Source organism: Candidatus Zixiibacteriota bacterium (genome assembly GCA_040752595.1).
GTDB lineage: Bacteria > Zixibacteria > MSB-5A5 > WJJR01 > WJJR01 > JACQFV01.
In genome coordinates, this window is record JBFMGX010000004.1 from 85,888 (window position 1) to 107,097 (window position 21,210).

At 62.2% G+C, this 21,210-nt stretch carries 15 protein-coding genes; 8 read left to right on the top strand and 7 right to left on the bottom strand.

All coding sequences use genetic code 11. The features are described 5' to 3' along the window. Positions 1 to 200 precede the first annotated feature (200 nt). The 5 genes from AB1792_00855 to mazG form a co-directional block, all read right to left on the bottom strand. Complete coding sequence (locus tag AB1792_00855; GenBank protein ID MEW5700764.1) at positions 201 to 1,352, bottom strand: cytochrome c3 family protein; 1,152 nt, start codon at positions 1,350 to 1,352, stop codon at positions 201 to 203. Positions 1,353 to 1,776: 424 nt separating this feature from the next. After that, positions 1,777 to 2,853, bottom strand: coding sequence for a cytochrome bc complex cytochrome b subunit (locus tag AB1792_00860; protein MEW5700765.1), 1,077 nt, complete (start codon positions 2,851 to 2,853; stop codon positions 1,777 to 1,779). After that, the gene (locus tag AB1792_00865; GenBank protein ID MEW5700766.1) at positions 2,850 to 3,311 is read right to left on the bottom strand and encodes a Rieske 2Fe-2S domain-containing protein; all 462 of its coding nucleotides are present in this window, start codon (positions 3,309 to 3,311) and stop codon (positions 2,850 to 2,852) included. The genes AB1792_00860 and AB1792_00865 overlap by 4 nt, the downstream gene beginning before the upstream one ends. Positions 3,312 to 3,329: 18 nt before the next feature. After that, the gene (locus AB1792_00870; GenBank protein MEW5700767.1) at positions 3,330 to 3,863 is read right to left on the bottom strand and encodes a multiheme c-type cytochrome; all 534 of its coding nucleotides are present in this window, start codon (positions 3,861 to 3,863) and stop codon (positions 3,330 to 3,332) included. Positions 3,864 to 4,079: 216 nt separating this feature from the next. Beyond that, on the bottom strand, positions 4,080 to 4,913 hold the full coding sequence (mazG, locus tag AB1792_00875) for a nucleoside triphosphate pyrophosphohydrolase (GenBank protein MEW5700768.1): 834 nt from the start codon (positions 4,911 to 4,913) through the stop codon (positions 4,080 to 4,082). A 349-nt stretch (positions 4,914 to 5,262) separates the two neighbouring features. Between mazG and AB1792_00880 the strand changes: the two genes are divergently transcribed. From AB1792_00880 to priA, 6 genes are all read left to right on the top strand, one after another. Further along, positions 5,263 to 5,865, top strand: a complete 603-nt coding sequence (locus AB1792_00880; GenBank protein MEW5700769.1) for a helix-turn-helix domain-containing protein — start codon at positions 5,263 to 5,265, stop codon at positions 5,863 to 5,865. A 171-nt stretch (positions 5,866 to 6,036) separates the two neighbouring features. Next, complete coding sequence (locus tag AB1792_00885; protein ID MEW5700770.1) at positions 6,037 to 7,179, top strand: hypothetical protein; 1,143 nt, start codon at positions 6,037 to 6,039, stop codon at positions 7,177 to 7,179. 243 nt (positions 7,180 to 7,422) lie between these two features. Then, positions 7,423 to 10,077 carry a valine--tRNA ligase gene (locus tag AB1792_00890; protein ID MEW5700771.1) on the top strand — a complete coding sequence of 885 codons (2,655 nt, stop codon included), beginning with the start codon at positions 7,423 to 7,425 and terminating at the stop codon, positions 10,075 to 10,077. A 290-nt stretch (positions 10,078 to 10,367) separates the two neighbouring features. Next, positions 10,368 to 11,717 carry a DUF4139 domain-containing protein gene (locus AB1792_00895; protein MEW5700772.1) on the top strand — a complete coding sequence of 450 codons (1,350 nt, stop codon included), beginning with the start codon at positions 10,368 to 10,370 and terminating at the stop codon, positions 11,715 to 11,717. Positions 11,718 to 12,007: 290 nt separating this feature from the next. Beyond that, a complete protein-coding gene (locus AB1792_00900; GenBank protein ID MEW5700773.1) occupies positions 12,008 to 13,471 on the top strand; it encodes a tetratricopeptide repeat protein in 1,464 nt (487 codons plus the stop codon). Between the two features lie 292 nt (positions 13,472 to 13,763). Further along, positions 13,764 to 16,226: a primosomal protein N' gene (gene priA, locus AB1792_00905; protein ID MEW5700774.1), complete on the top strand. Its 2,463-nt coding sequence runs from the start codon at positions 13,764 to 13,766 to the stop codon at positions 16,224 to 16,226. A 79-nt stretch (positions 16,227 to 16,305) separates the two neighbouring features. Here the strand turns inward: priA and AB1792_00910 are convergent, their stop codons facing one another. Then, positions 16,306 to 17,727 (bottom strand): M64 family metallopeptidase, encoded by a 1,422-nt coding sequence (locus AB1792_00910; protein ID MEW5700775.1) that lies wholly within the window; start codon positions 17,725 to 17,727, stop codon positions 16,306 to 16,308. Continuing rightward, positions 17,724 to 18,221 (bottom strand): hypothetical protein, encoded by a 498-nt coding sequence (locus tag AB1792_00915; protein ID MEW5700776.1) that lies wholly within the window; start codon positions 18,219 to 18,221, stop codon positions 17,724 to 17,726. Before AB1792_00915 ends, AB1792_00910 begins: the two co-directional genes overlap by 4 nt. A 282-nt stretch (positions 18,222 to 18,503) precedes the next feature. On the opposite strand from AB1792_00915, the gene purM reads away from it, so the two are divergent. Beyond that, on the top strand, positions 18,504 to 19,547 hold the full coding sequence (gene purM, locus AB1792_00920) for a phosphoribosylformylglycinamidine cyclo-ligase (GenBank protein MEW5700777.1): 1,044 nt from the start codon (positions 18,504 to 18,506) through the stop codon (positions 19,545 to 19,547). A gap of 126 nt (positions 19,548 to 19,673) precedes the next feature. Continuing rightward, positions 19,674 to 21,203 (top strand): apolipoprotein N-acyltransferase, encoded by a 1,530-nt coding sequence (gene lnt / locus AB1792_00925; GenBank protein ID MEW5700778.1) that lies wholly within the window; start codon positions 19,674 to 19,676, stop codon positions 21,201 to 21,203. Positions 21,204 to 21,210: the final 7 nt, after the last annotated feature.

Here is a 21,210-nt window from a genome sequence, read left to right on the forward strand (position 1 = left end):
CCGCGAGAACTCAAGCCGATGTGCTGTAATGCATTGACTCTCAGCGTCTTGCGGGAATTGGCACCGGGTCGAAACGCCGCTCATGCTGTCGTTGCGGCAACGTCTTTGGCCGGAATCCGGCCGCCCACAAGCGGTCAATCCCGTCTCGTATCGGGGGGGAGGGGCAGATGTCTTGTAGGGCGGGCTGTGCCCGCCGTTTGCTATGCGAACGGCTTATCCCGTTCCATCTTGCGGATCTTCAAGTAGAGCAGAAGGGCGACCAGCAGAACGAGCGGGATCGAGAACGACAAACCCACGCGGCGCATCCGCAGATCGTCCAGGGCGTCATTCCCCAATGTGATGACCTGAGCGGCGGCGCCGATCCCCGGTGAGACGATTTCAGCGAACTTGGTCGTATCGAAGTAATGCACCGCCGTACGTGCTTTGATCAGGGCATCATCGGCGGCGTGCAGGTCGAACTTCCCGAGCGCGACATCGATACCACCCCGCCCGGCGCGATCGAGCAGATCGTGAGCCGCGATGAGGGTGGCCTTCAGGGAGTCCATGGCCCGGTCCATTGCGGCCGCAGCGTCCCAACCGGCGTCCCCCTCGGAGTGGCAGTTTGCGCACATCGATCCGGCTTGGGTGCCGAGCATCGAGTCGGTCGGCACCTCGATGTCATGATGTCGGTGGCAGGCGGTGCACTCGCCCAGTCCCATGTCGGCGAAGGCCGCTTTGTGCGGGGACTGATTGAAGAAGTCGCGGTTGTTGGCGTGGCATTCACCGCACGTGTTCGCCACCGATGTCAATCCCGGCGGCGTGGCGCCGTGGTTGCCGTGGCAGTTGTTGCAGGTCGGAGCGGAGAGATCACCCTCTTCCAGCAGCTTCTGTCCGTGCACCGATCTGCGGTACAAAGCCACTTGATCGGTGGGCAACCCCGACCCGCGCATGTAGGCGGCATCGGAATGGCACCGTCCGCAGGTCGCGGCGACATTGGTCTTGTAAACTGGGGCGCGCGTGTCATTCACGGCCAGGATGCCGTGGACACCATGGCACGACACGCACGTCGCCACTTTCGTGTTGCCCGCTGCCAGCGACTTGCCGTGGTGGCTGGAACGATACTCCAGAAGCTGGTCGACCCGCAGCTTCGGGTTATACTGCTTCATGAACTCGACGTCGGAATGGCAACGTCCGCACAAATCCGGTATCTGCGACGATGTCGGGGCTCCCACGAATCCTTTGGCCGGGTCATGTGCCTGTTCCGGATCGCCTTCTTCGGCCCCGCGTGTGGGATCGCCGCCGTGGCAGTCCTGGCAACCCAGACCTTTGGCGGCATGGATGTCATCGTCGTAGCCGGTCACGACCTGCTTCATCCGCGGACCATCCATCGATCCGTGGCATTGGATGCAACTGCTCACCTTTCCGGTCGCAGCCGCCGATACCCGTATGCCTCGCGCTCCCGCGAGCAATCCGACGGCCACCGCAAACACGCCAGCGACTCGTGCCGCGCTTGTGCACAGGGAACGGGGGTTCCTCAAAGAGACGGACGAATCGTTAACCTCTCCCCCCGGCTTGTACCGAGCGAAGTCGAGGTGGAGAGGTCGATCCGACCGGAGGTCGGATCGGGTGAGGGAGATGTTCGGATAACCGGTTCCCTCATCCGCTTGGACCTGCGGTCCAAGCGACCTCTCCACCTCGACTTCGCTCGGTACAAGCCGGAGGGAGAGGATAGTAATCCCCCTCGCCCTCCGGGAGAGGGCTGGGGTGAGGGAGTCATGCCCCCGTGTGTGAGCTGCCCTACGCCACATAGGCCAGCAACGTGAAAACCGCCATGTAAACCAGAACCACCCATCCAATGACCGCCAGCACGCGATTGCGTTCCTCACGAACCGCCTTGCGGTCGAGGAATGGAACCAGAACCAGCGCCAACCCGCCCAATGAGAAACCGATGATCCCCAGCAATTCACCCGGGATAAAGAGGACCTGCCCCGGGATGTACTTCAGTGTCTGGAACATGAAACAGAAATACCACTCAGGGCGAATCCCCGCCGGGGCCGGTGCCAACGGGTCGGCCTTGACCCCCAACTCCCACGGAAACACCGAGGCCAGGATGACCAGTATGCCCAACGCCAGCGTCCAGCCGACCAGATCGCGCAATGCGAAGTTGGGGAAAAAGGGCATCATGCGGACGTTCTTATACCGCTCGCCGATGGGAACACTCATGCCCTCCTTCTGAACCAGCGCCAGGTGGCTCAAGAGGAAGAACGTGGCGATCATCGGCAGGACTGCAACATGAATGCCGAAGAACCGCGTCAAGGTCGCGCCGGTGACATCATCGCCGCCGCGTGCCACCGTCATCAGCCAGTGACCGATGAGGGGGATCTCGCCGAGAATGTCGGTGCCGACCTTGGTGGCGAAGAGCGCCAGTTGATTCCATGGCAGCAGGTATCCGGAAAAGCCGAAGCCCAGCGAGAGAAACAACAGAAAGGCACCCGATACCCAGGTCAACTCACGCGGCCTGCGATAGGCGCGCAGGAAGAAGACCGAGAACATGTGCACGAAGGCGAAAAAGAGCATCAGGTTCGCCGACCACGAGTGGATCGAGCGCACCAGCCAGCCGAAACGCACGTCGGTCATGATGAACTCGACCGACTCAAAGGCGGCCTCAGCGGTGGGGCGATAGTACAACAGCAGGAAGATCCCGGTGATGATCTGGACGAGGAAGCAGAACAACGTCATCCCGCCCAGATAGTACCAGATCGAGTGCCGGTGCATCGGCACCTGCTTGTGCATCGCCAGGGACTTGAGCGCCGAGAGGCCGATGCGGCGGTCGAGCCACGCCCCGACCGATGCCTTGGGTGTTCGCTCGTTCATGCCTTGCTGACGATGATCTGATCGCCGCGGACCGTGACCGAGTAGGGCAAAAGCGGTGCCGGTGGCGGGCCGGAGATGTTCTTGCCGCTCAGGTCATAGTGGCCGTTGTGGCAGGCACACCAGATCTGTTCCAAGTCGCCCCGGTACTGGACCGTGCAATCCAGGTGCGTGCAGATCGCCGTGAACGCCCGATATTGCCCCGACGATGTCAGGATCAGAATGGCCGGGTCCTTGCCGAACCGAAAGATCTTCCCGGAATTCGGCGCCAACTCACCGACCTTGGCGGCCACCACGGAAGAGGCGGCGGCCTCGGGGTTCTTGGGGGGAATGACAAAGCGTAGCAAGGGATAGACGATCGCCCCGAAGAGCGCGATAATCCCGCCGCCCAGCACGAGGTCCAAGAAACCCCGGCGGCCCATCTTCGCGCCGCCGGGGGATGTGAATTCATGAGGCGTCATGGCAGAATCGCCGACACACTACTTGGGAGCCGCGGCCGGTTCCTTCTTCGGGAAGTGTTTGTGCACCCCTGTCTCCTTCGCCTTGGCGAAATCAAAGCTCTTGAAGGTCGGGCTCTTGGCATTGTGGCAGCGCACGCACATTGCCTCGCTCACCGGGAGCAGACCCGCCGCCGCCGCCAGCTTGGGGTCCTTCATCTTGTTCATCGCTTTATAGTCGGAGCCGGGACCGTGGCAGGCCTCGCAGCCGACATTGATCAGCACCGAGTCGCTCGCCGTCTTGCCGGTTATGTGACACTCCACGCATTCGGCCTTCTTCTGCTCTTCCGGCTTCAAGGCGGCCCATGCCTTGGCGTGCGGCGTGGTCGCCCAGGAATCATACTGCTGCTTGTGGCACATCTTGCACTTGGTCTCACCGACATATTTGAAGTGCGCCTCGGCCCACTTCAACGTATCCGGCTTTCCGGCCACCTTCGTACTGTCGGCGGCCCAGACAGCGCCGCCGAAGGCGAGCATCACACCCAGTGCCAGTGCCACGGCCATCAGTCGTCTCATTACTCCTGTCCTCCCTTGCGATGAAACCGTTCGTTGTCGTCTGCCCATCGTCCGTCGGATTATACAACCGTCCGGTGAAGTCATTCACAATAACACAATAAAAGTTCGGTTTTGGCACCGAACGACCCCATTTAAGCAATGGCGCACCCCCCGTCAAGCGAATTCCGCACCAGACGCAGAAATCCCCTCAATTTGGTTGAGAATTTCGTCCCAAACTCAGCCCACGACGGTCTTGGCCTTTTCCCAGAGTCTGTCCATCTCCGCCGGGGTGGCCTCCCCCATCTTCTTGCCGGTCATGGGCAGGTGTTTCTCGATGTAGCGAAAACGTCGGATGAATCGTCGGTTGGTCTTCGCCAGCGCCGCCTCGGGGTCGAGCTTCAGATGCCGGGCCAGGTTCACCAGGGCAAACAAGAGATCACCGAGTTCATGTTCGGCCTCCTGCTTGCGGCGTGTGGGCTTTGACCGGCGACGCAATGACCGTCGCAGTTCATCGACTTCTTCATTGACCTTGTCGAGTACGGGCAGCGGGTTGTCCCAGTCGAATCCGAATCGCGCCGTCTTCTCCTGAATCCGAAACGCCTGCAACAGGGCGGGCAATGACTTCGGCAGACCATCGAGCACACCGCGCGTATTGCCGGAGTCTACGGCTTCCGCCAGCTTGATCCGCTCCCAGTTGCCGAGCACCTGTTTGGCCGACAGACGGCGTTGGCGCGCGAACACATGCGGGTGTCGCGCGATCAACTTGCGGCAGATGTGATCGGTCACGTCGTCGATCGTAAACCGCTTCCGCTCCTGCGCCAACTGCGCGTGGAACACAATCTGCAGGAGCAGATCGCCCAGTTCCTCCCGCAGTGCGCCGATGTCGCGACGGTGCACCGTGTCGACGACCTCGTAGGTCTCCTCGATCAAATAGGGGAGAAGCGTCTGGTGATTCTGCTTGCGATCCCATGGACACCCCCCCGGCGCGCGCAACCGCGCCATGATCGCCACCAGATCGCCGAATTTGTACAGTCGTCTCCCGGCACTTGATGTCACGCGCTTCTTGGCCATGACCGGAATATCGCCGTCCGGTTCTGTGCCTTCAAGCCGCGGATGATGGAATTGGGGGAGCAGGTTTGAGACCTGCCCAACCCCCAAACGACGGCTCTCACCTCTCCTTCCGACTTGCCCGCCTCTGGCGGGGGGAGGTCGATCCCTGCCTGGCGGCGGGCACGGCGCCGTAGACGGATCGGTTAAGGAAGCTCCCTCGCACGCTCATATTGCCAGAGGCCCCGAGCGACCAACCGTGCCCACGCCTGTCACAATCTGCGGGACGGATGGATAATGCCATTGACTTTCACTCCCGGGCACTGTCTTCTGATCGATATGTTAGTGAGGATTCACTAACAGTGGGGCGGACATGGCTCAGCGCGGTGGAGAACAGACCCGTCGGCGGATTCTCAAGGCGGCCACCGGGTTGTTTGCCGAGCGGGGTTACGAGAGGGTCACCATGAAGAGCATCGCCGCCCACTGCGGCGTGACCGAGTCGGCGCTCTACCGGCACTACAGCTCCAAGGCGTCCCTGTACTCCGCCGTTCTGTCCGCTGCCGGCACCCAAGTAGATGTGCAGGGAGCCCTCGCCGCGTTGGACCGGACGGATGACCTCGGGGACATCCTCTCCGGCCTGGCACAACTCGTGATCACCCGGTTCACCCGGGAATGCCAGGTGACCCGGCTGCTGCTCCATTCGTCACTGGAAAACCATCCGCGGTCGTGGCAGGCCTTCCGGGAGATCCGCCGCCCCCTTGTGGAATTCCTGGCCCGCAAGTTGCGCACGCTACAACGGCGGGGAGATATCCAGAACATCCATGCGGTCATCACCGCGCGCTGTTTTGTTGGAATGGTCATGGACTGTGCCCTCTGCCAGGACCTTTGGTGGAAGGTGCAGGGGCGCGTGTATGCCCCCCGGCGGGTGATCGCCAACAACGTGCAGATCTATATGCGCGGGCTGATCAGATCGTAGTCGGCCGTCGGCGGTGCCGTCATGACGGCCCGCCTTTTCAGGCAGCCATCTTGTGATTCAGGTCACGAACGGGCAGACGAGAGATTGGACACGATGGCAGCGATACGCAAACCACAATTCGGTGGAGTCATGCCGTCCCGGTGGCCCCGCCACAAACGAATGGAGGTCGCGATGAAGCACATGCGCTGGTGGGTCGTTCTGACACCGCTGGTGGGACTGTTGGCCTTGGGGGTGATCATCGGCTGCGGCGGCGATGATGAGGAGGATCCACTCGCCAGGATCGAGCGGATATTCCCGTCGAGTATTCACGGGGCCCGGCCGGGCAAGGCCACATTCTACAGTGCGCCCGATGGTTTTGCCACATTGACGCACATCCCCATCGATTCCCTGGTGTGCACGCATTGTCATGCCATGAAGTACGCGGATGGGACCACTGTCGACCACGAGACCTATGAACCCGGCTGCCGTGACTGCCACGTTGATCCCGAGGCCCCGCAGGCCAACCCTGTGGCCGATAGTGTATGTCTCGGCTGCCATGGCCGTCAGGGTGCCGAGCAAAAGCTCTTTTCGGATGTACATCGCAGCGCCGGGATGGGGTGCATGGACTGCCATACCGCCGAGCAGATGCACGGCGACGGTAGGCAGTATGCCACCTTCCTGGCCACCGGCGTGCCGACGGTCACCTGCCAGAAGTGCCACTCCACCCCGGCGGCCAACGCCTACCACTCAACGCACCTTTCCAAGGTCGACTGCTCGGCCTGTCACGTCAAGTCTGTCAGCTCCTGCTACAACTGCCACTTCGAGACCGAAGTCGTGCTGGAACAGAAACGGTTCTTCGCGCAGACCCCACGGACGGGGTTCAAGATGCTGCTCAACTACAACGGCAAGGTCCACACCGGCACATTCCAAACGCTGTCGTATGAGGGCAAGAGCTTCGTCGCCTTGGCACCCTTCTTCGGCCACAGCATCACCAAGGCCGACATCTCCTGCGGCGATTGCCATCTTCAGAACGGTGCCGGGAACGCCAATCTCCAGCAGTATGTCAGCTCCGGCTCCATAACTGTCACCGAGTGGGATGCGACGGCCCAAGGCGCGGCGCGGTTGGTCGGACCCACCGGTGTGATCCCGATCCCCGAGGACTGGAAGACCGTGCTGAAATTCGAGTTTCTCCAGTACACCGGGCAGGCCAACGACCCGGTCGGAGCCGACAACCTGCCTCTGTGGGACCACCTCAAGTCAACCGCCGATGGCTCTCACATGCCGTACGGTCAGCCGCTGTCCGTGTCACAGATGGGCAAGCTGATCGACAACTGACCGAATCACATCTTGGATCATCCCCGCCCACCTGCCGTCTCCACCACGGCAGGTGGGCGCCGGTTGCGCATTCCAACTGGCTGAGATGGACTGGGCGCTTGCCCCAAACCGAAGACGTGCGCCGTTGGTGTTTCTGCTGCCGGGTGTTGGGCAGTGGGGCGCTGCTATCTCGTGCAGTGATTGACTTCGGCCAACCCCTGTCGATAACTTGATCGTCTGTTGCCGGGAGGTTGGTGGAGTCGTATGAACACCTTTGCGTTGCCCAAGAACTACGAGCCCAAAGCCGCCGAAGAGAAATGGCTGAAGACCTGGGAAGAGCGGCGGTACTTCCATGCCGATCCGCAATCCTCCCGTCCGAAATACTCGATCGTCATTCCCCCGCCCAATGTGACCGGTGTCCTGCACCTCGGCCATGCCCTCAACAACACGATGCAGGACATCATGATTCGCTACAAGCGGATGTCCGGCTTCGAGGCCGAATGGCTGCCGGGGATTGACCATGCCGGAATCGCCACCCAAGTCGTCGTGGAAAAGCAGGTGATCGCCGAAGGTGGCACGCGCGAGGCGTTGGGACGCGATGAGTTTCTCAAACGCGTCTGGGAGTGGAAGAACAAGAACGGCAACACAATCCTCGAGCAACTCCGGCGGATGGGGTGCTCCTGCGACTGGGACCGCACCCGATTCACCATGGATGAAGGGTTGTCCCGCGCCGTCTTCCAGGTCTTCGTCGATCTCTACAACAAGGGGCTGATCTACAAGGGGACCTACATCGTCAATTGGTGTCCGCGTTGCCGCACGACGCTCTCCGATGATGAACTCGAACGCGAGGAGCGCGACGGTTCACTCTATTACATCCGCTACCCGCTGGCGGGCCAGTCCGGCCACCTGACCGTGGCGACAACCCGCCCCGAATCGATGCTCGGCGACACCGCGGTGGCGGTTCATCCTCAAGATGAACGCTATCGGGATTACATCGGCCAAAAGGTCACGTTGCCGCTGTTGGGACGGCTGCTGCCGGTGATCGCCGACAACTACATCGACCGTGAGTTCGGCACCGGTGTGCTCAAGGTCACCCCCGCGCATGACGTCAACGACTTCGAGATCGGCTTACGCCATCATCTCGAGGTCATCAAGGTGATCGGACCCGATGGCGTCATCACCGCCGAGGGCGGACCGTATGCCGGTCTCGACCGCGACGAGGCCCGCAAGAAGATCGTCGCCGACCTGAAGAAGAAGGGGCTGCTCGAAAAGATCGAGCCGTACCGACTGGGCGCGGCCATCTGCTATCGCTGCCACACGGTCATTGAGCCGTTTCTCTCCGAGCAGTGGTTCGTGAAGATGACGGCACTGGCGCCGCCGGCGATCGCGGCCGTCCGGGAGGGACGAATCCGGTTCCATCCGGCGCACTGGGAGAAAGTGTACCTGCACTGGATGGACAACATCCACGACTGGTGCATCTCGCGGCAGTTGTGGTGGGGACATCGGATACCGGTGTACTACCGCCGCGACAACAATGCCGTCCATGTCGGTGTGACTCCGCCCGCCGATGGCGACTACCGGCAGGAGGAGGATGTCCTCGATACTTGGTTCTCCTCCTGGCTCTGGCCGTTCTCCACGTTCGGCTGGCCGGACAAGACCCCCGAATTGACCGCGTTCTACCCCACCCAGGCGCTGTTCACCGCCTCCGAGATCATCTTCCTCTGGGTGGCGCGGATGGTCATGGCCGGCAGCGAGTTCATGGGCGAGATCCCCTTCACCGACGTCTACATTCACGGCACCGTGCGCGACGCCATCGGCCGACGGATGTCGAAGTCTCTGGGCAACGGCATCGATCCTCTGCAGATTATCGATGAGCATGGCGCTGATGCGCTGCGCCTGTCGCTGGTCTTGGCGGCCCCGGAGGGACAAGACCCCTGCATCGGCCCGCAGACCTTCGAGCTCGGGCGCAATTTCGCCAACAAGTTGTGGAATGCCTCGCGTCTCGTCCTCGGCAATCAGGGTGACGACGCGACCATGCATCCGTTGTGCCTTGATGTTCCCGCCGACCGATTGCATCTGGCCGACCGGTGGATCCTCAGCCGCCTGGCGAGCGCCATTGCGACTGTATCCGAGCAGTTGGATTCGTTCCGCTTCAACCTCGCCTCCAAGTCGCTCTACGACTTCATCTGGGCGGAATACTGCGACTGGTATCTGGAGTTGGTCAAGGCGCGCTTCACGTCCGGCACATCGCGAGAGACGCAAACCGCACGACTCGTGTCGTTGCACGTGCTCCACAACATCCTGCGCCTGTTGCATCCCCTGGCGCCGTTTGTGACCGAGGAGCTTTGGTCCCATGTCGCGTCGCACGTGCAGGGAGCACCGGCGCATTGCGCCGTGGCGCCCTGGCCGACATCCGACCCCACGCGCATCGATGCCGAGTTGGATGAGGCGATGCAGCAGGTGTTCGACGTCATCATCGCCATCCGCAGCGTCCGCTCCGAGATGAAGATCCCGGCGGGCAAGCAGATCGACTGCCTGATTCGTCCCGACCAGCCCCGTCTGGAGAAGCACTTGCGCGACCTGGCGGACAACATTCGTACGCTCGGCCGCATTACGAACCTGACCATTGATTCCCATGTCAAGAAACCGGTCCCGGCCGCCACGGCGGTCATCCGCGATGCCGAAATCATCATCCCATTGGCCGGGGTCATCGATCTGGAGGCCGAGCGCCGCCGGCTGGAAAAGGACCTGCGGCACTACACCGAGCAACTGGAGAAGATCAACCGCAAGCTCAACAACGCGGACTTTCTCGAAAACGCCCCCAAGGATGTGGTGGCGCGGGAGCAGGCCAAACGCGGGGACACCGAGAAGATCGTCGCCCGGTTGAACGCCAACCTCGAACAGATGTTGGGGTGGTAGATGCTGGAACCTACATGATTGCCTGGCACCATGATGGCGGAAGGCATGGTTTCCTTCACCGATAGAGGACCGGGGCATCCAACCTCTCTCCCCGGGAGAGGTCGCCCGCCGCAGGCGGGCGGGTGAGGGAATGGTCTCATCGGATGATTCCGTGATCGGTTCCGCGCGGATCCCGGCGTCGGCTTTCCGGTATGACGGGTACAAACGTGTGGGATGGAAGAACGCTCCGCCGCGAAGCAGCGGCGGCGGGAATGATCGGGAAACTGGCGGGTAATGCCGGGGGAGGGATCATGAGACGGCGACTGGCAGCAATTGCGGTTCTCGTTTTGGGCGTGGCGTCCCGCGCCCACGCGGACGTTCAACTGACCATCTACAATGACAACCTGGCGCTGGTGAAAGAGACGCGCCTTCTGACGCTCCAGAAAGGGACCTTCGATCTCCCGTTCACGGACGTTGCCGCCGCGATCGACCCCACCTCCGTGACTTTCGCGGTCCTCGACAATCCCGGCGCCGTCACCCTGCTGGAGCAGAACTACCGCTTCGATCTGGTCTCCTCGGACAAGTTGTTGGAGAAGTACATTGACCGTGCCGTCCGTGTCATCACAAAGCAGGACAAGGTCCACGAGGGGACATTGCTGGCCGCCGATGGCGCCGCCCTGACGCTGAAGCAGCCGGATGGCGCGCTGTCGATCGTCAATCGCGCCGAAATCGCCGACCTGTCACTGACATCGCTCCCGGAGGGGTTGATCACACGCCCGACCTTGGTTTGGAAACTGCGATCGGACGTCGCCGGCCCGGCGCGTTCCGAAGTCCGGTACTTGACCGGCAAGATCAACTGGCAGGCACAGTACATTGCCACCGTGAATGCCGCCGAGGATGGTCTCGATCTCTCCGGATGGGTGTCGATCGACAACCGCAGCGGGGCAACGTACACCGACGCAACGCTCAAGCTGATGGCTGGTGACGTGCACCGCGTCGAACCGCCCCGCCCCAAAGGGATGGGGATGGACATCGCCATGGCGCGCATGAGCGCCGAGGCCGGCTTCGAGGAGAAGTCGTTCTTCGAGTACCACCTCTACACGCTGTCTCGTCCCGCCACGGTCCGCGACAACGAGATCAAGCAGTTGGCGTTGTTTGATCCGGCACACGTCAAGGCCGAGAAGATCTACACCTACGACGGCGCCCGCGACGGCGCCAAAGTCCGGGTGACGATGGAATTCACCAACTCGCAGGCCGCCGGCCTGGGTATGCCGCTGCCGGCGGGCACGATCCGTGTCATGAAGGCCGACACCGACGGGTCGTGGGAATTCGTGGGCGAGGATCGAATCGACCACACGCCGAAGGATGAGAAACTGCGCCCGTTCCTCGGCTATGCCTTCGACATTGTCGGTGAGCGCACGCAGATGGACCGCCAGCAGATCTCCCCGCGCGTCTACGACGAGCGCTTTGAAATCAAGCTGCGCAACCACAAGACCGCGGCCGTCACCATCGTCGTGGTGGAACATTTCTGGGGGGACTGGTCGATCTCGGAGAGCAGCCATACCGCCACCAAGAAGGACGCCCGCACCGCCGAGTGGCGGATACCGGTCGCCCCGGATGCCGAGAGCGTCCTGACGTTCACCGTGCGTCACCGGAATTGATGCGGCGTGGAAGCGATGTATAACAATCGGGCTCACGGTTCGCTTCGGCCGTTCCACGCGGAGGCAAACAAGGGGCTTAAGCCCCTTGTTCACCGGTGCGAAGGCGACGCCATTCCATTGGGACGGGCACTCCCGATTCAGTCTTCTGCGCCCGAGGCCGAGAGCAAAGGAATGACACGGCGGGCCACTTTGATCTTGCTCTGTCACTTGTGAAATCTATAATGATGCGTTTTCGCGGGGATAGACAGGCCCCGATCGTGCCGGCTGGAAGTCATACGAAGGAGCGGAACATGGTGGGCCCACGGGCGAAGGCCTTCTTGATCATCAGCGTGCTGTTTTGGTCGGTATCAGCGTACGGGCAGGCGGACCAGAGCCAGGTCAAGCAACCGGTCGATGTCTACTTGCGCTCCACGCGCATCGCCTTGCAGACCACTCCGCCGGAATACGCGCGCGCCATGCACAATCTCGAGTTGGCCCGGAAGTACTATCCCGAAAACTACGAGGTCCACTTGATGCTCGGGGAGGTCTGGTCGCGCAAGGACGAAATCGACAGCATGATCGCGGAGTACACGCTCGCCCGGAAGTACGCCCCGCCGGATGAATGGCAGAAGAAGACCAAGAACCTGGACAAGATTCTCGATGACAAGTGGCGGCAGCGGTTCAATCGTGCCGTCGATCTGCTGGGGCAATCCGACTCGATCGCGGAACTGGCGCAGCAGGAGGCCTCGACGGGAACGGCGGACAGCATCCGGCACGTCGCCGATCAGATCCGCGAGATGTCCGCCGATGCCTTGCGGCAGTGCGCACTCCTGCAACCGGAAGATTTCCGTTCCTTCGCCACGCGCGGATTGCTGCGTCAACGGGAGGGAAAGACCGAGATGGCGCTCGATGATTTCGTCGAAGCCGAACGGTTGTTCCACCGGTACGAGTTCGGCGACTCGACGACCAACTGGTACGACACCACGGTCTTCTTCACCGGACCGGAGGGTGCCAAGACCGAGGCCTACAATGCCTTTGACGCCAAGTACAAGAAGCTCTCGGAAGAAAAGCGCACGCGCTATACCAATCTCATGCGTTCGCTCGGGGGGACATATTACGATCTCCAGAAGTGGCCGGAAGCCATCGCGGTCAACCGCCGCTACCATGCGATGTTCCCCAAGGACATCAACACGATCGTGACCTTGGCCGACATCTTCTCGCGCATCGGGGATGAACAGGAGGCCTACAAGTGGCAGGAATCGGTGGTCCGCGAGGATCCCAGCTCCAAGGACACCTGGTACAACATGGGGATCTTCTATTACAACGCCGCCATTCGGCTCCAGGATTCCCTGTCGCAGGCCGAGCGCAGCGACGATAAGGGCGCTCAGCGTGAGTTCTGGCAGAAATCGCTGGAGAATTTCGCCAGAGCGATTCCCCGGTTCGCCAAAGTCGTTGAGATCGACGCCAAAGATCAGGACACCTGGCGCCTTCTGGCCATCTGCTACTATTCCGGCGCCACATTGGCCGCCGATGCCGGCCGGATGATCACCGATACCGGTGAGCGCGAGCACTTCCTGCAGGGAGTCCTGACTCTCATCTTCGGCGCGGAAGAGCCCTCCAGCGCACAGAAACTCTGGGAAAGAGCGCGCGAAACGCTCGATAAGGCGACCGGGTTCTTCCCCGAAGATGGGGTTCTCTGCAAGATGATGAAGATCACGCTGGCGCAACTGGGCCAAAGCGACGAACTCAAGAAGTGGCAGTCCCAGTGTCCCTGATGAGGTCACAGGTCCCCGCTATGGGCGGTCCGCCATGGCGGATCGCCCTTAGTTTTTTTGGATACGGTTGTGAGTACTTCAGGCACGAGCCGCTACTCGCGGCCGAAGAGAGATTCAGGAGCCCACACGATGATGGCAGATGGGCAGCACCTGCATCCCGACCCTGCCCGGAGGGAGCGGAGGGAGTCTAACCTCTCCCTCCGGGAGAGGTCGAGCCGCCGGAGGCGGCTCGGGTGAGGGAATTCTCTCGTCCGTTCGTCTTGCTCTTCGCCGTCAGGATGCGCATGATCTCATGACGCACCGTCTCGCCGATGTCGCCTTTCCCGTGCCGGTCTGGCGCGAGTTCACCTATGTGGTCCCGGACACATGGACTGCTGATCCGGAACCCGGTGACCGCGTGGTCGCGCCGCTTTCGGGGCGTGACACCAAAGGCGTGATCGTGGCGGTGCGCCGAGCGCCTGCGCTCCCGCCGGGGACCAGGCCGCTCCGTCGTCCCGTCGATCCCGGCTGGCGTCTCCCCCCCGATCTGCTGGAACTCTCACGTTGGGTGTCGGAATACTACCTCTGTGCCTGGGGCGAGGCGTTGGGGGCCTTGGCTCCGTTGAACGTTAAATGGGGAGCCCAGGAATCGGTCTTTCGGCTCACACGCCCCGATCTGTCTTCCCGGCCAGGTGCTCCCCGGCGTCTGACGCGTCGGGACAGCGACCTGCTCCGCGCGCTCTCGGTCGAACGACCGACAACCACCTCATCGCTCCTGCGGCGCATGGAGATGTCCCGCCGGTCGCTGGAGCAGGTCTTGGCACGAATGGTCGCCCGCGGGTACGTCTCTGTCGATTGGCGGGCCGCCGTTCCGCCACTGCCGCGAATGGCCACGGTACAGGGAGTGGATGCCGCCGCGTACGACCGCATTCCACTTTCTGTCAGGGAGTTTTTCGCCGATCCTGATCGCTCCACGCCGGGAGCCAGCGTGGCCGAAGTTGCCGCCCGGATTCCCGGCGGCATGGCCGCACTCCGGAATCTGGCTCTCGACGACACGCTGCTGTGGGATCCAATCGCCAGGGAGGCGAGCCCATTACAGGTCGGACAGCCCGTATCGGAACCGGGTCGCTCGGACTTGAATTCCGATCAAGCCGCCGCCGCCGACCGCATCGAGGCGATGCTGCACGGCGGCGAGTTCGCCTGTGCCCTGTTATGGGGACCGACCGGATCGGGAAAAACCGCTGTCTACTGCGAGGCGATCCGCCGCGTGCGGTCTTGCGGGCGGCGCGCGTTGTTTCTTGTCCCTGAAATCGGTCTGGCCTCACAGATGATCCGCCGTCTAAAGGTCTCTCTCGGCGGTCCGATCGCGGTCTGGCACAGCGGCCTGTCGGCCGTCGAGCGCTACTGGATGGCACGCTTGGTGGCGCGCGGCCGCTACCCTTTGGTCGTCGGAGCGCGCTCAGCCGTCTTCGCGCCGATACCCGACCTCGGTCTGATCATTGTCGATGAGGAGCATTCCGAGTCGTACAAACAATCCGACCCCGCCCCGCGCTACCATGCCCGCGATGTCGCCGTGGTGCGCGCCCGCATGAACCGAGCGCTCTGTCTGCTCGGATCAGCGACGCCGTCGTGTGAGACTTACCACAATGCCACTTCCGGCAAGTACGTGATGTTGCGGCTGGAACGCCGCGTGCGTTCCCGACCGTTGCCGATCGTCCGGCTGGTTGACCTCCGTCATCGCCCGGGAACTGAAACCGACGCGTGGATCACTCCCGAGTTGCGGTCCGCCCTTCTGGCCACCCTGCAGGCCGGGCGCAAGGCAATTGTCTTCATCAATCGTCGTGGTCATTCGACGATGGTCGCCTGCAAGCGCTGCGGCCACAGCGAACACTGCCCCGACTGCGGCCTGACGCTGACCTATCATGCCACCGACCGCACGTTCCGCTGCCACTTCTGCACGCGGAGCCAGCCGGCGGCGGATGCTTGTCCGGCGTGCGGCGGAACCGATTTCCTATTTCATGGAGTCGGCACGCAGAAGATCGAAGATGCGCTGACCGACCTTGATCCCGCCGTACGCCTGGCGCGTCTCGATGCCGATGTCGCCGCGCGACGGGGTGCCGCTGCGGAGATCCTCGACGGGTTTGCCGGCGACCGGTTCAACCTGCTCGTCGGCACACAGATGGTCGCCAAGGGACTGGACGTCGCCGATGTCGGGCTGGTCGGCGTCATCTGGGCCGATCAACAACTGGCTTTTCCCGATTTTCGCGCCGAGGAGAAGGTGTTTCAGCTACTGACCCAGGTGGCCGGTCGTGCCGGCCGTGGTGAGTCGAATCACGGCAGGGGAGAGGTGCTGGTGCAGACCTTCCATCCCGAGCATGAATTGATCGAGTTGGCCGCGTCACAAAGCGCCGAGCTGTTCTTCACTCGTGAGTTGCCCCGCCGCAGACAATTGCACTACCCGCCCTTCACACGTCTGATTCTCATTGCATTCGCCGCGACCACACAGGCCGCCGCCCGCGCCGCGGCTCTGGATCTCGCCACTTACTGGCACGGAATCCCCGATGCCAGGCGACGTACCGCCGGACGCCTCCTGGGTCCGGCGCCGGCAGCGATTCCGCGTCGCGCCGACCGCTACCTCGTCCACGCACTGATCAAGACGTCATCGACGCGCCGCACGGCAGAACTCTTGCGCCAATTCCATGAAGATCACGACGCGGCCCAACGCCGCACGCATGTCACCATGACCATCGACGTCGATCCCGTGGACTTCCTGTAGGGTGGGCTCTGCCCACCTCTGAACTGTGTGCCACGGACCTTGGTCCGTGCCGGCGGTGGGAGCGTATGGCCGGACGCCCCTACGGCACGCACGGATTGCAGAATTCAGTCGCCGCACTTGCCCCGCGAAAAGAGACGTTCACCACCTTGACGACATCCTGCACGGTGGTGAAGGAATCACAATTGACGTCCGTCCGCTCGCGCGGGCAATCGGGATCGAACATCGGCTCAACTCCGCGAAATGCCACGTTCACCGTCTGCACCACGTCCTGCACATTGGCCACACTATCGCATTGTGGATCGCCATGGCACGGACAGACGCACTGCACGATCACCGACCACATGGCGGAATCGCGACGGACCCCCACGGAGTCAATCCGCACCAGCGTGGTCGTGTCGCTGACCACGCATTTGACGGCGTGGGTGCCCAGGCCCAGCGCGACGCCGTCGACGATTGCCATCCCCGGTACGGGAGGCGTGTACGGCGAGCCGTCGATCGTCCATTGCAGGCGGAGAGTCGACGGCAACGGCACCTTGGTCACGACCCGCAGCGTCTCCGTCTCCGCCGGTGCCATGGTGACCACGCTGGAGACCGGGAGCATCGAGTCGATCGGCGACACCAGGCCATAATGCGACAGTACGATGTTCTCGGCACAAATACGGCAGTATGCGATACCGAGCGAACGCATCTTACAGTCGAGCATTGGTCGGTACCAGCCGATGGAATGGTAGTGCGCCCCTTCGAACAAACCCACGACGGCCGAGTATGCCGGCAGCTCGGGCGTTGGAATCGGCGTGGTCAGTAGTATCCAGTCCCGCCACTTGATGTAGTCGGGATCGGTCTGCCGCGTGGTGTTGGGCTCCTCGATGTCGGGATATCCGGGGTAGGGATCCTCGTACTCGTCGCCCAGATCCGCGTAGGAATGCCCCAGCTCGTGCAGGACGACCTCCGGGGCGGCGGCGTGCACTGAGGCGATGGCAAACTCCCCACCTGAGCCGCCATACTGCGGGTCATTGACCAGAATCAGGACAACGTCGTAATCGGGCAGGTGCTGCGACAGCAACGCGTAGACTTTGCCGGCGCCGTGCGACCAATCTCCGTCCCAATCGTTGGGAGGGATGGTGATCAGTCGTTGGATCCCGTAGGAGTCATACGTGCTGTTGAAATAGGTGTCGCGCAGCAGCGGTTCACCGCCGCTATGGTGATCGGAGCCCTCCTCGTTGGAAGCGACGAAAATCGCGTATTCGTTGAAGTAATCGCGGTACTCACCCCAGGGGGAGGTCGTGTGGAAGGTGGACATGGCATTTGTCGCATCGGTCAGAAACGGGCCCTCCTGCGATGCCAGATACCCCTCCGCCAGCACCACGATGTTGATGCGTTTGGTGTTCGGTCCCGTCACACGCAACGTGTGCAATGTCCCCTGGGCAATCGTCGCGGTTGCCGATGACAGAAGCAAGAGAGCGGCGGGACCGCCAATCGCCAGCGCGCGCGGAAAGGTCATTTCTGCACCTCCCGCCATGGACAATCAACACTCCCGATTAGTCGGCGGACGCGCACCGTCTTGCCATCTGCTCCCGTTGTCCGCTCTATCCGGTAGACGGCAATGCGGCTGGCCGCTGAGTCGGCGGGAACGCGGATGACCGCGCGTGCCGAGTCGACCGTGACAAACTTGGCCTTGATCTGTCCCGGATGATCCGGGTCCTCGTACTCCAGGCGCCGCCGCAACGGGTCGGAGAGATTCCCTTTCCAGATTACCTCTCCGGACGCGGTCGTGGTTTCGTACTCCCACTCGCCGTGCGCTGACTTCGCCCGCGACGGTCGCAGATCGCCCTCGACGACCGTCCAGTCCAGCAGACGCACGTGGTCTGGTGCCAGGAGCATTGTCAGAAAGGCAATTCCTTTCCCGCCGCCTTTCTCAGCCCAAGCCAACGACGAACAAACGAGCACTGCCGCTACTGCCAGCATGAGCAGGCGGACGCAACCGGTGATCTTCATAGGCACCTCGCATTCTTGGGGAGACCTTCGCCTCTTCACCAATATAACAGGTTGCCGGAATTCCCGAGCCGTGAATGGCGGGACAGATGACTCCGGTACCATCGCGAGTCTCCGCCCGACATTGCCATGACAATAACCGGTTATTGACTTGCGCCCCCCAGACCGGCTTAATGACTGCGTCCCTCCTGCCGGGTAGCCAGGTAGGGATGCTCAGCGCGGGTGGGTCCAGTTGCCCGGCCCGATGAGCAACCTATTCCCGAACAACGGATTGGGACGGCTCCAATGGCGCGCAAAATGACCTATGCTTCTGCCGGGGTGGATCTGGCTGCCGCCGATGAGGCGGTGGCGAAGATCGGCGATCTGGCCAGAAGCACGTACACCGATGCTGTCCTCGCAGGCGTGGGACCGTTTTCCGGGCTTCTGCGGCTCGATCTGGCCGGGTATCGCGAGCCGATCCTGGTTTCCAGTTGCGACGGTGTTGGTACGAAGCTGAAAATCGCCATCCGCTCCGGATATCATAAGACCATCGGCGCCGATCTGGTCAATCACTGCGTCAACGACATCCTCACTTGCGGCGCCAAACCGCTGGCCTTCCTCGACTACCTGGCGCTGGCACGGGTCGAGCCGGGTGTGGTGGCCGATGTCATCAGCGGCATCGCGACCGCCTGCCGCGACAACGGCATGGCCCTGATCGGCGGCGAAACCGCCGAAATGCCGGGGATCTACAAGCGCGGCGACTACGACCTCGCCGGTTTCATCACCGGGATCGTCGAACGGGATCGCATTGTCGATGGCTCCCGGCTCTCGCCGGGCAATACCCTGATCGGGCTGGCTTCGTCGGGGCCGCACACCAATGGGTATTCACTGATCCGTAAGATTCTCTTCGACCAGAACCACTTCGAGCTCGACGATCGCCCCGAGGAGCTGGGCAGCACCATCGGCGAGGCGGTGATGGCGGTGCACCGCTCGTATGCCGCAGCGGTCCGCGGGCTTCTCGATGCCGAGCTCGTTCTGGGCATGGCTCACATCACTGGTGGCGGTATCGCCGGGAACCTCGTCCGCATCCTACCTGAGGGTCTGCAGGCGGTCATCGACACGACACGTTGGCCCGTGACGCCTGTCTTCGCGTTCCTGCAACGGGCGGGAAATGTCGATCGCGATGAGATGTTCCGCGTTTTCAACATGGGGATCGGTTACATCATCGCCGTCGACAGCGAACGCGCCAAACAGGCGCTCGGCCTGTTGGCCGAATCCGGCGAGACCGCGCACGTGATCGGCAATCTCACCTCCGGCCCGCGCCAGGTGCGGCTCAATCATCCCCAATAGGCCATGGGGTGGAACGGGCTGCCATAAGTTTGCTCTTGTAGGGCGGGTTCTGCCCGCCATCTCTTTAGTCTGATATGGCGGGCGGCTTGTCCTGAGTGGAGCCGAAGGAAGCCCTCCCTACTGTCTGTGTTGCGCTCTCTCTCCCATTTCTCACCGACGATATCGGCCGCCCTGGCCGGCGGCCTTCTCGCACTGGCGTTCCCGCCCTTTCCATTCGGCTTGCTCGCTTATCCCGCCATCGCCTGTGCCCTCTGGGCCGTGGGGATCGGTGGCCATCCGGCGACCATCTCGATCCGCGCCATGGCCTGGCGCGGCTGGGTCTTCGGCTTCGTCTTCCATCTCGGCACCCTGTACTGGATCGGCTGGGTCGCCATCCCCGGGATGCTGGCGATGGTCATCATCCTGGCTTTGTATGTCTCGGCGGTCTTTGCTCTCTGTGCCTATTTGCAACGGGCGCTCGGCGCGTGGGCGATCTGGCTGTTCCCGGTCGTGTGGACTGCCCATGAGCACCTGCGTGAGTGGGGCGCGTTGGCCTTCCCGTGGACAAATTTGTCGCTCACGCATGCCGCCTATCCGGCGCTGATTCAATACGCCGACGTCACCGGCGACTTGGGGATCTCATTCATCATCGTGCTTCTTGGTGTTTCCCTCCACCAAATCGTGGACAATGTCGTCGCTGGACGGACCCGGGCACTCGTCGTGAACCTGGTGGTTTTCGGCCTCGGATTCGCAGTCCCGTATCTCTACGGACGTGCAGCGCTCTCTGGGCTGAAGCCCGTCGACACCGTCCGGGTCGCAGTTCTACAGGGAGACATCGACTCATTCCGCAAATGGGATGAAGGTTTTACCGACCAGTCGATGGCGGTGTATGAGGCACAGACCCGGACCGCTGCGGCCCATGGCGCCGAGCTGATCGTCTGGCCGGAAACCGCCGCCCCGATCTACCTCCGCGCCGACGAACGCTATCATCGCGAGCTGCGGCTTCTGTCTCAGGAACTCACCATACCGCTTCTGATCGGCACGCTGGAGTTTCGACGTACCCAGCCGGAGGGGTACTTGCGCTATAATGCCGCCGTGGCCCTGAGCAACGGACACTACGCCCCCGACTTCCATGCCAAGCTGCATCTGGTCCCTTTCGGCGAGTGGATCCCATTCTCGGATCGATTCCGTGTCCTCGACAAGCTCGAGGTCGGCGGGGCACATTTCACCGCCGGCGATCGGTATGTGCTCTTTGATCACCCGAAGGGACCGTACGCCGTCGCGATCTGCTACGAATCGGCCTTTCCCGCCATTGTCCGTCACTTTGTCGACGCTGGCGCGCGGTTTCTCGTCACGATTACAAACGATGGCTGGTACGGCTTTTCATCCGGCCCGGCGCAGCATGCGGCCATCGCGATCTTTCGCTCCATTGAAACCCGGTGCCCCATGGCACGGGCGGCCAACACCGGCATTTCGGGGTTCATCGACCGCGCCGGTCTCTTTCACGAAGCGACTGCGCAATATGTGCCCGATGTCCGTCTTCATGATTTGCCGCTTGGCCCGCCCGATGAGAAGACGTTCTTTGTGCTCCATGGCATGTACTGGGGCCAGCTTTGTTCGCTTGCGACTGCCGTTCTGCTCGTGGCGGCATTCGCCATCCGCCGCCGGAACCCTTGACAGATTC

Bases quoted from the DNA above. Each gene is read 5' to 3' on its own strand.
- AB1792_00880 (MEW5700769.1), top strand. From the start codon at position 5,263: ATGGCTCAGCGCGGTGGAGAACAGACCCGTCGGCGGATTCTCAAGGCG.
- mazG (MEW5700768.1), bottom strand. From the start codon at position 4,913: ATGGCCAAGAAGCGCGTGACATCAAGTGCCGGGAGACGACTGTACAAA.
- AB1792_00910 (MEW5700775.1), bottom strand. From the start codon at position 17,727: ATGACCTTTCCGCGCGCGCTGGCGATTGGCGGTCCCGCCGCTCTCTTG.
- AB1792_00895 (MEW5700772.1), top strand. From the start codon at position 10,368: ATGAGACGGCGACTGGCAGCAATTGCGGTTCTCGTTTTGGGCGTGGCG.
- AB1792_00860 (MEW5700765.1), bottom strand. From the start codon at position 2,853: ATGAACGAGCGAACACCCAAGGCATCGGTCGGGGCGTGGCTCGACCGC.
- AB1792_00870 (MEW5700767.1), bottom strand. From the start codon at position 3,863: ATGAGACGACTGATGGCCGTGGCACTGGCACTGGGTGTGATGCTCGCC.
- AB1792_00890 (MEW5700771.1), top strand. From the start codon at position 7,423: ATGAACACCTTTGCGTTGCCCAAGAACTACGAGCCCAAAGCCGCCGAA.
- AB1792_00915 (MEW5700776.1), bottom strand. From the start codon at position 18,221: ATGAAGATCACCGGTTGCGTCCGCCTGCTCATGCTGGCAGTAGCGGCA.
- AB1792_00885 (MEW5700770.1), top strand. From the start codon at position 6,037: ATGAAGCACATGCGCTGGTGGGTCGTTCTGACACCGCTGGTGGGACTG.
- AB1792_00855 (MEW5700764.1), bottom strand. From the start codon at position 1,352: ATGAAGCAGGTCGTGACCGGCTACGACGATGACATCCATGCCGCCAAA.
- AB1792_00900 (MEW5700773.1), top strand. From the start codon at position 12,008: ATGGTGGGCCCACGGGCGAAGGCCTTCTTGATCATCAGCGTGCTGTTT.
- purM (MEW5700777.1), top strand. From the start codon at position 18,504: ATGGCGCGCAAAATGACCTATGCTTCTGCCGGGGTGGATCTGGCTGCC.
- priA (MEW5700774.1), top strand. From the start codon at position 13,764: ATGACGCACCGTCTCGCCGATGTCGCCTTTCCCGTGCCGGTCTGGCGC.
- AB1792_00865 (MEW5700766.1), bottom strand. From the start codon at position 3,311: ATGACGCCTCATGAATTCACATCCCCCGGCGGCGCGAAGATGGGCCGC.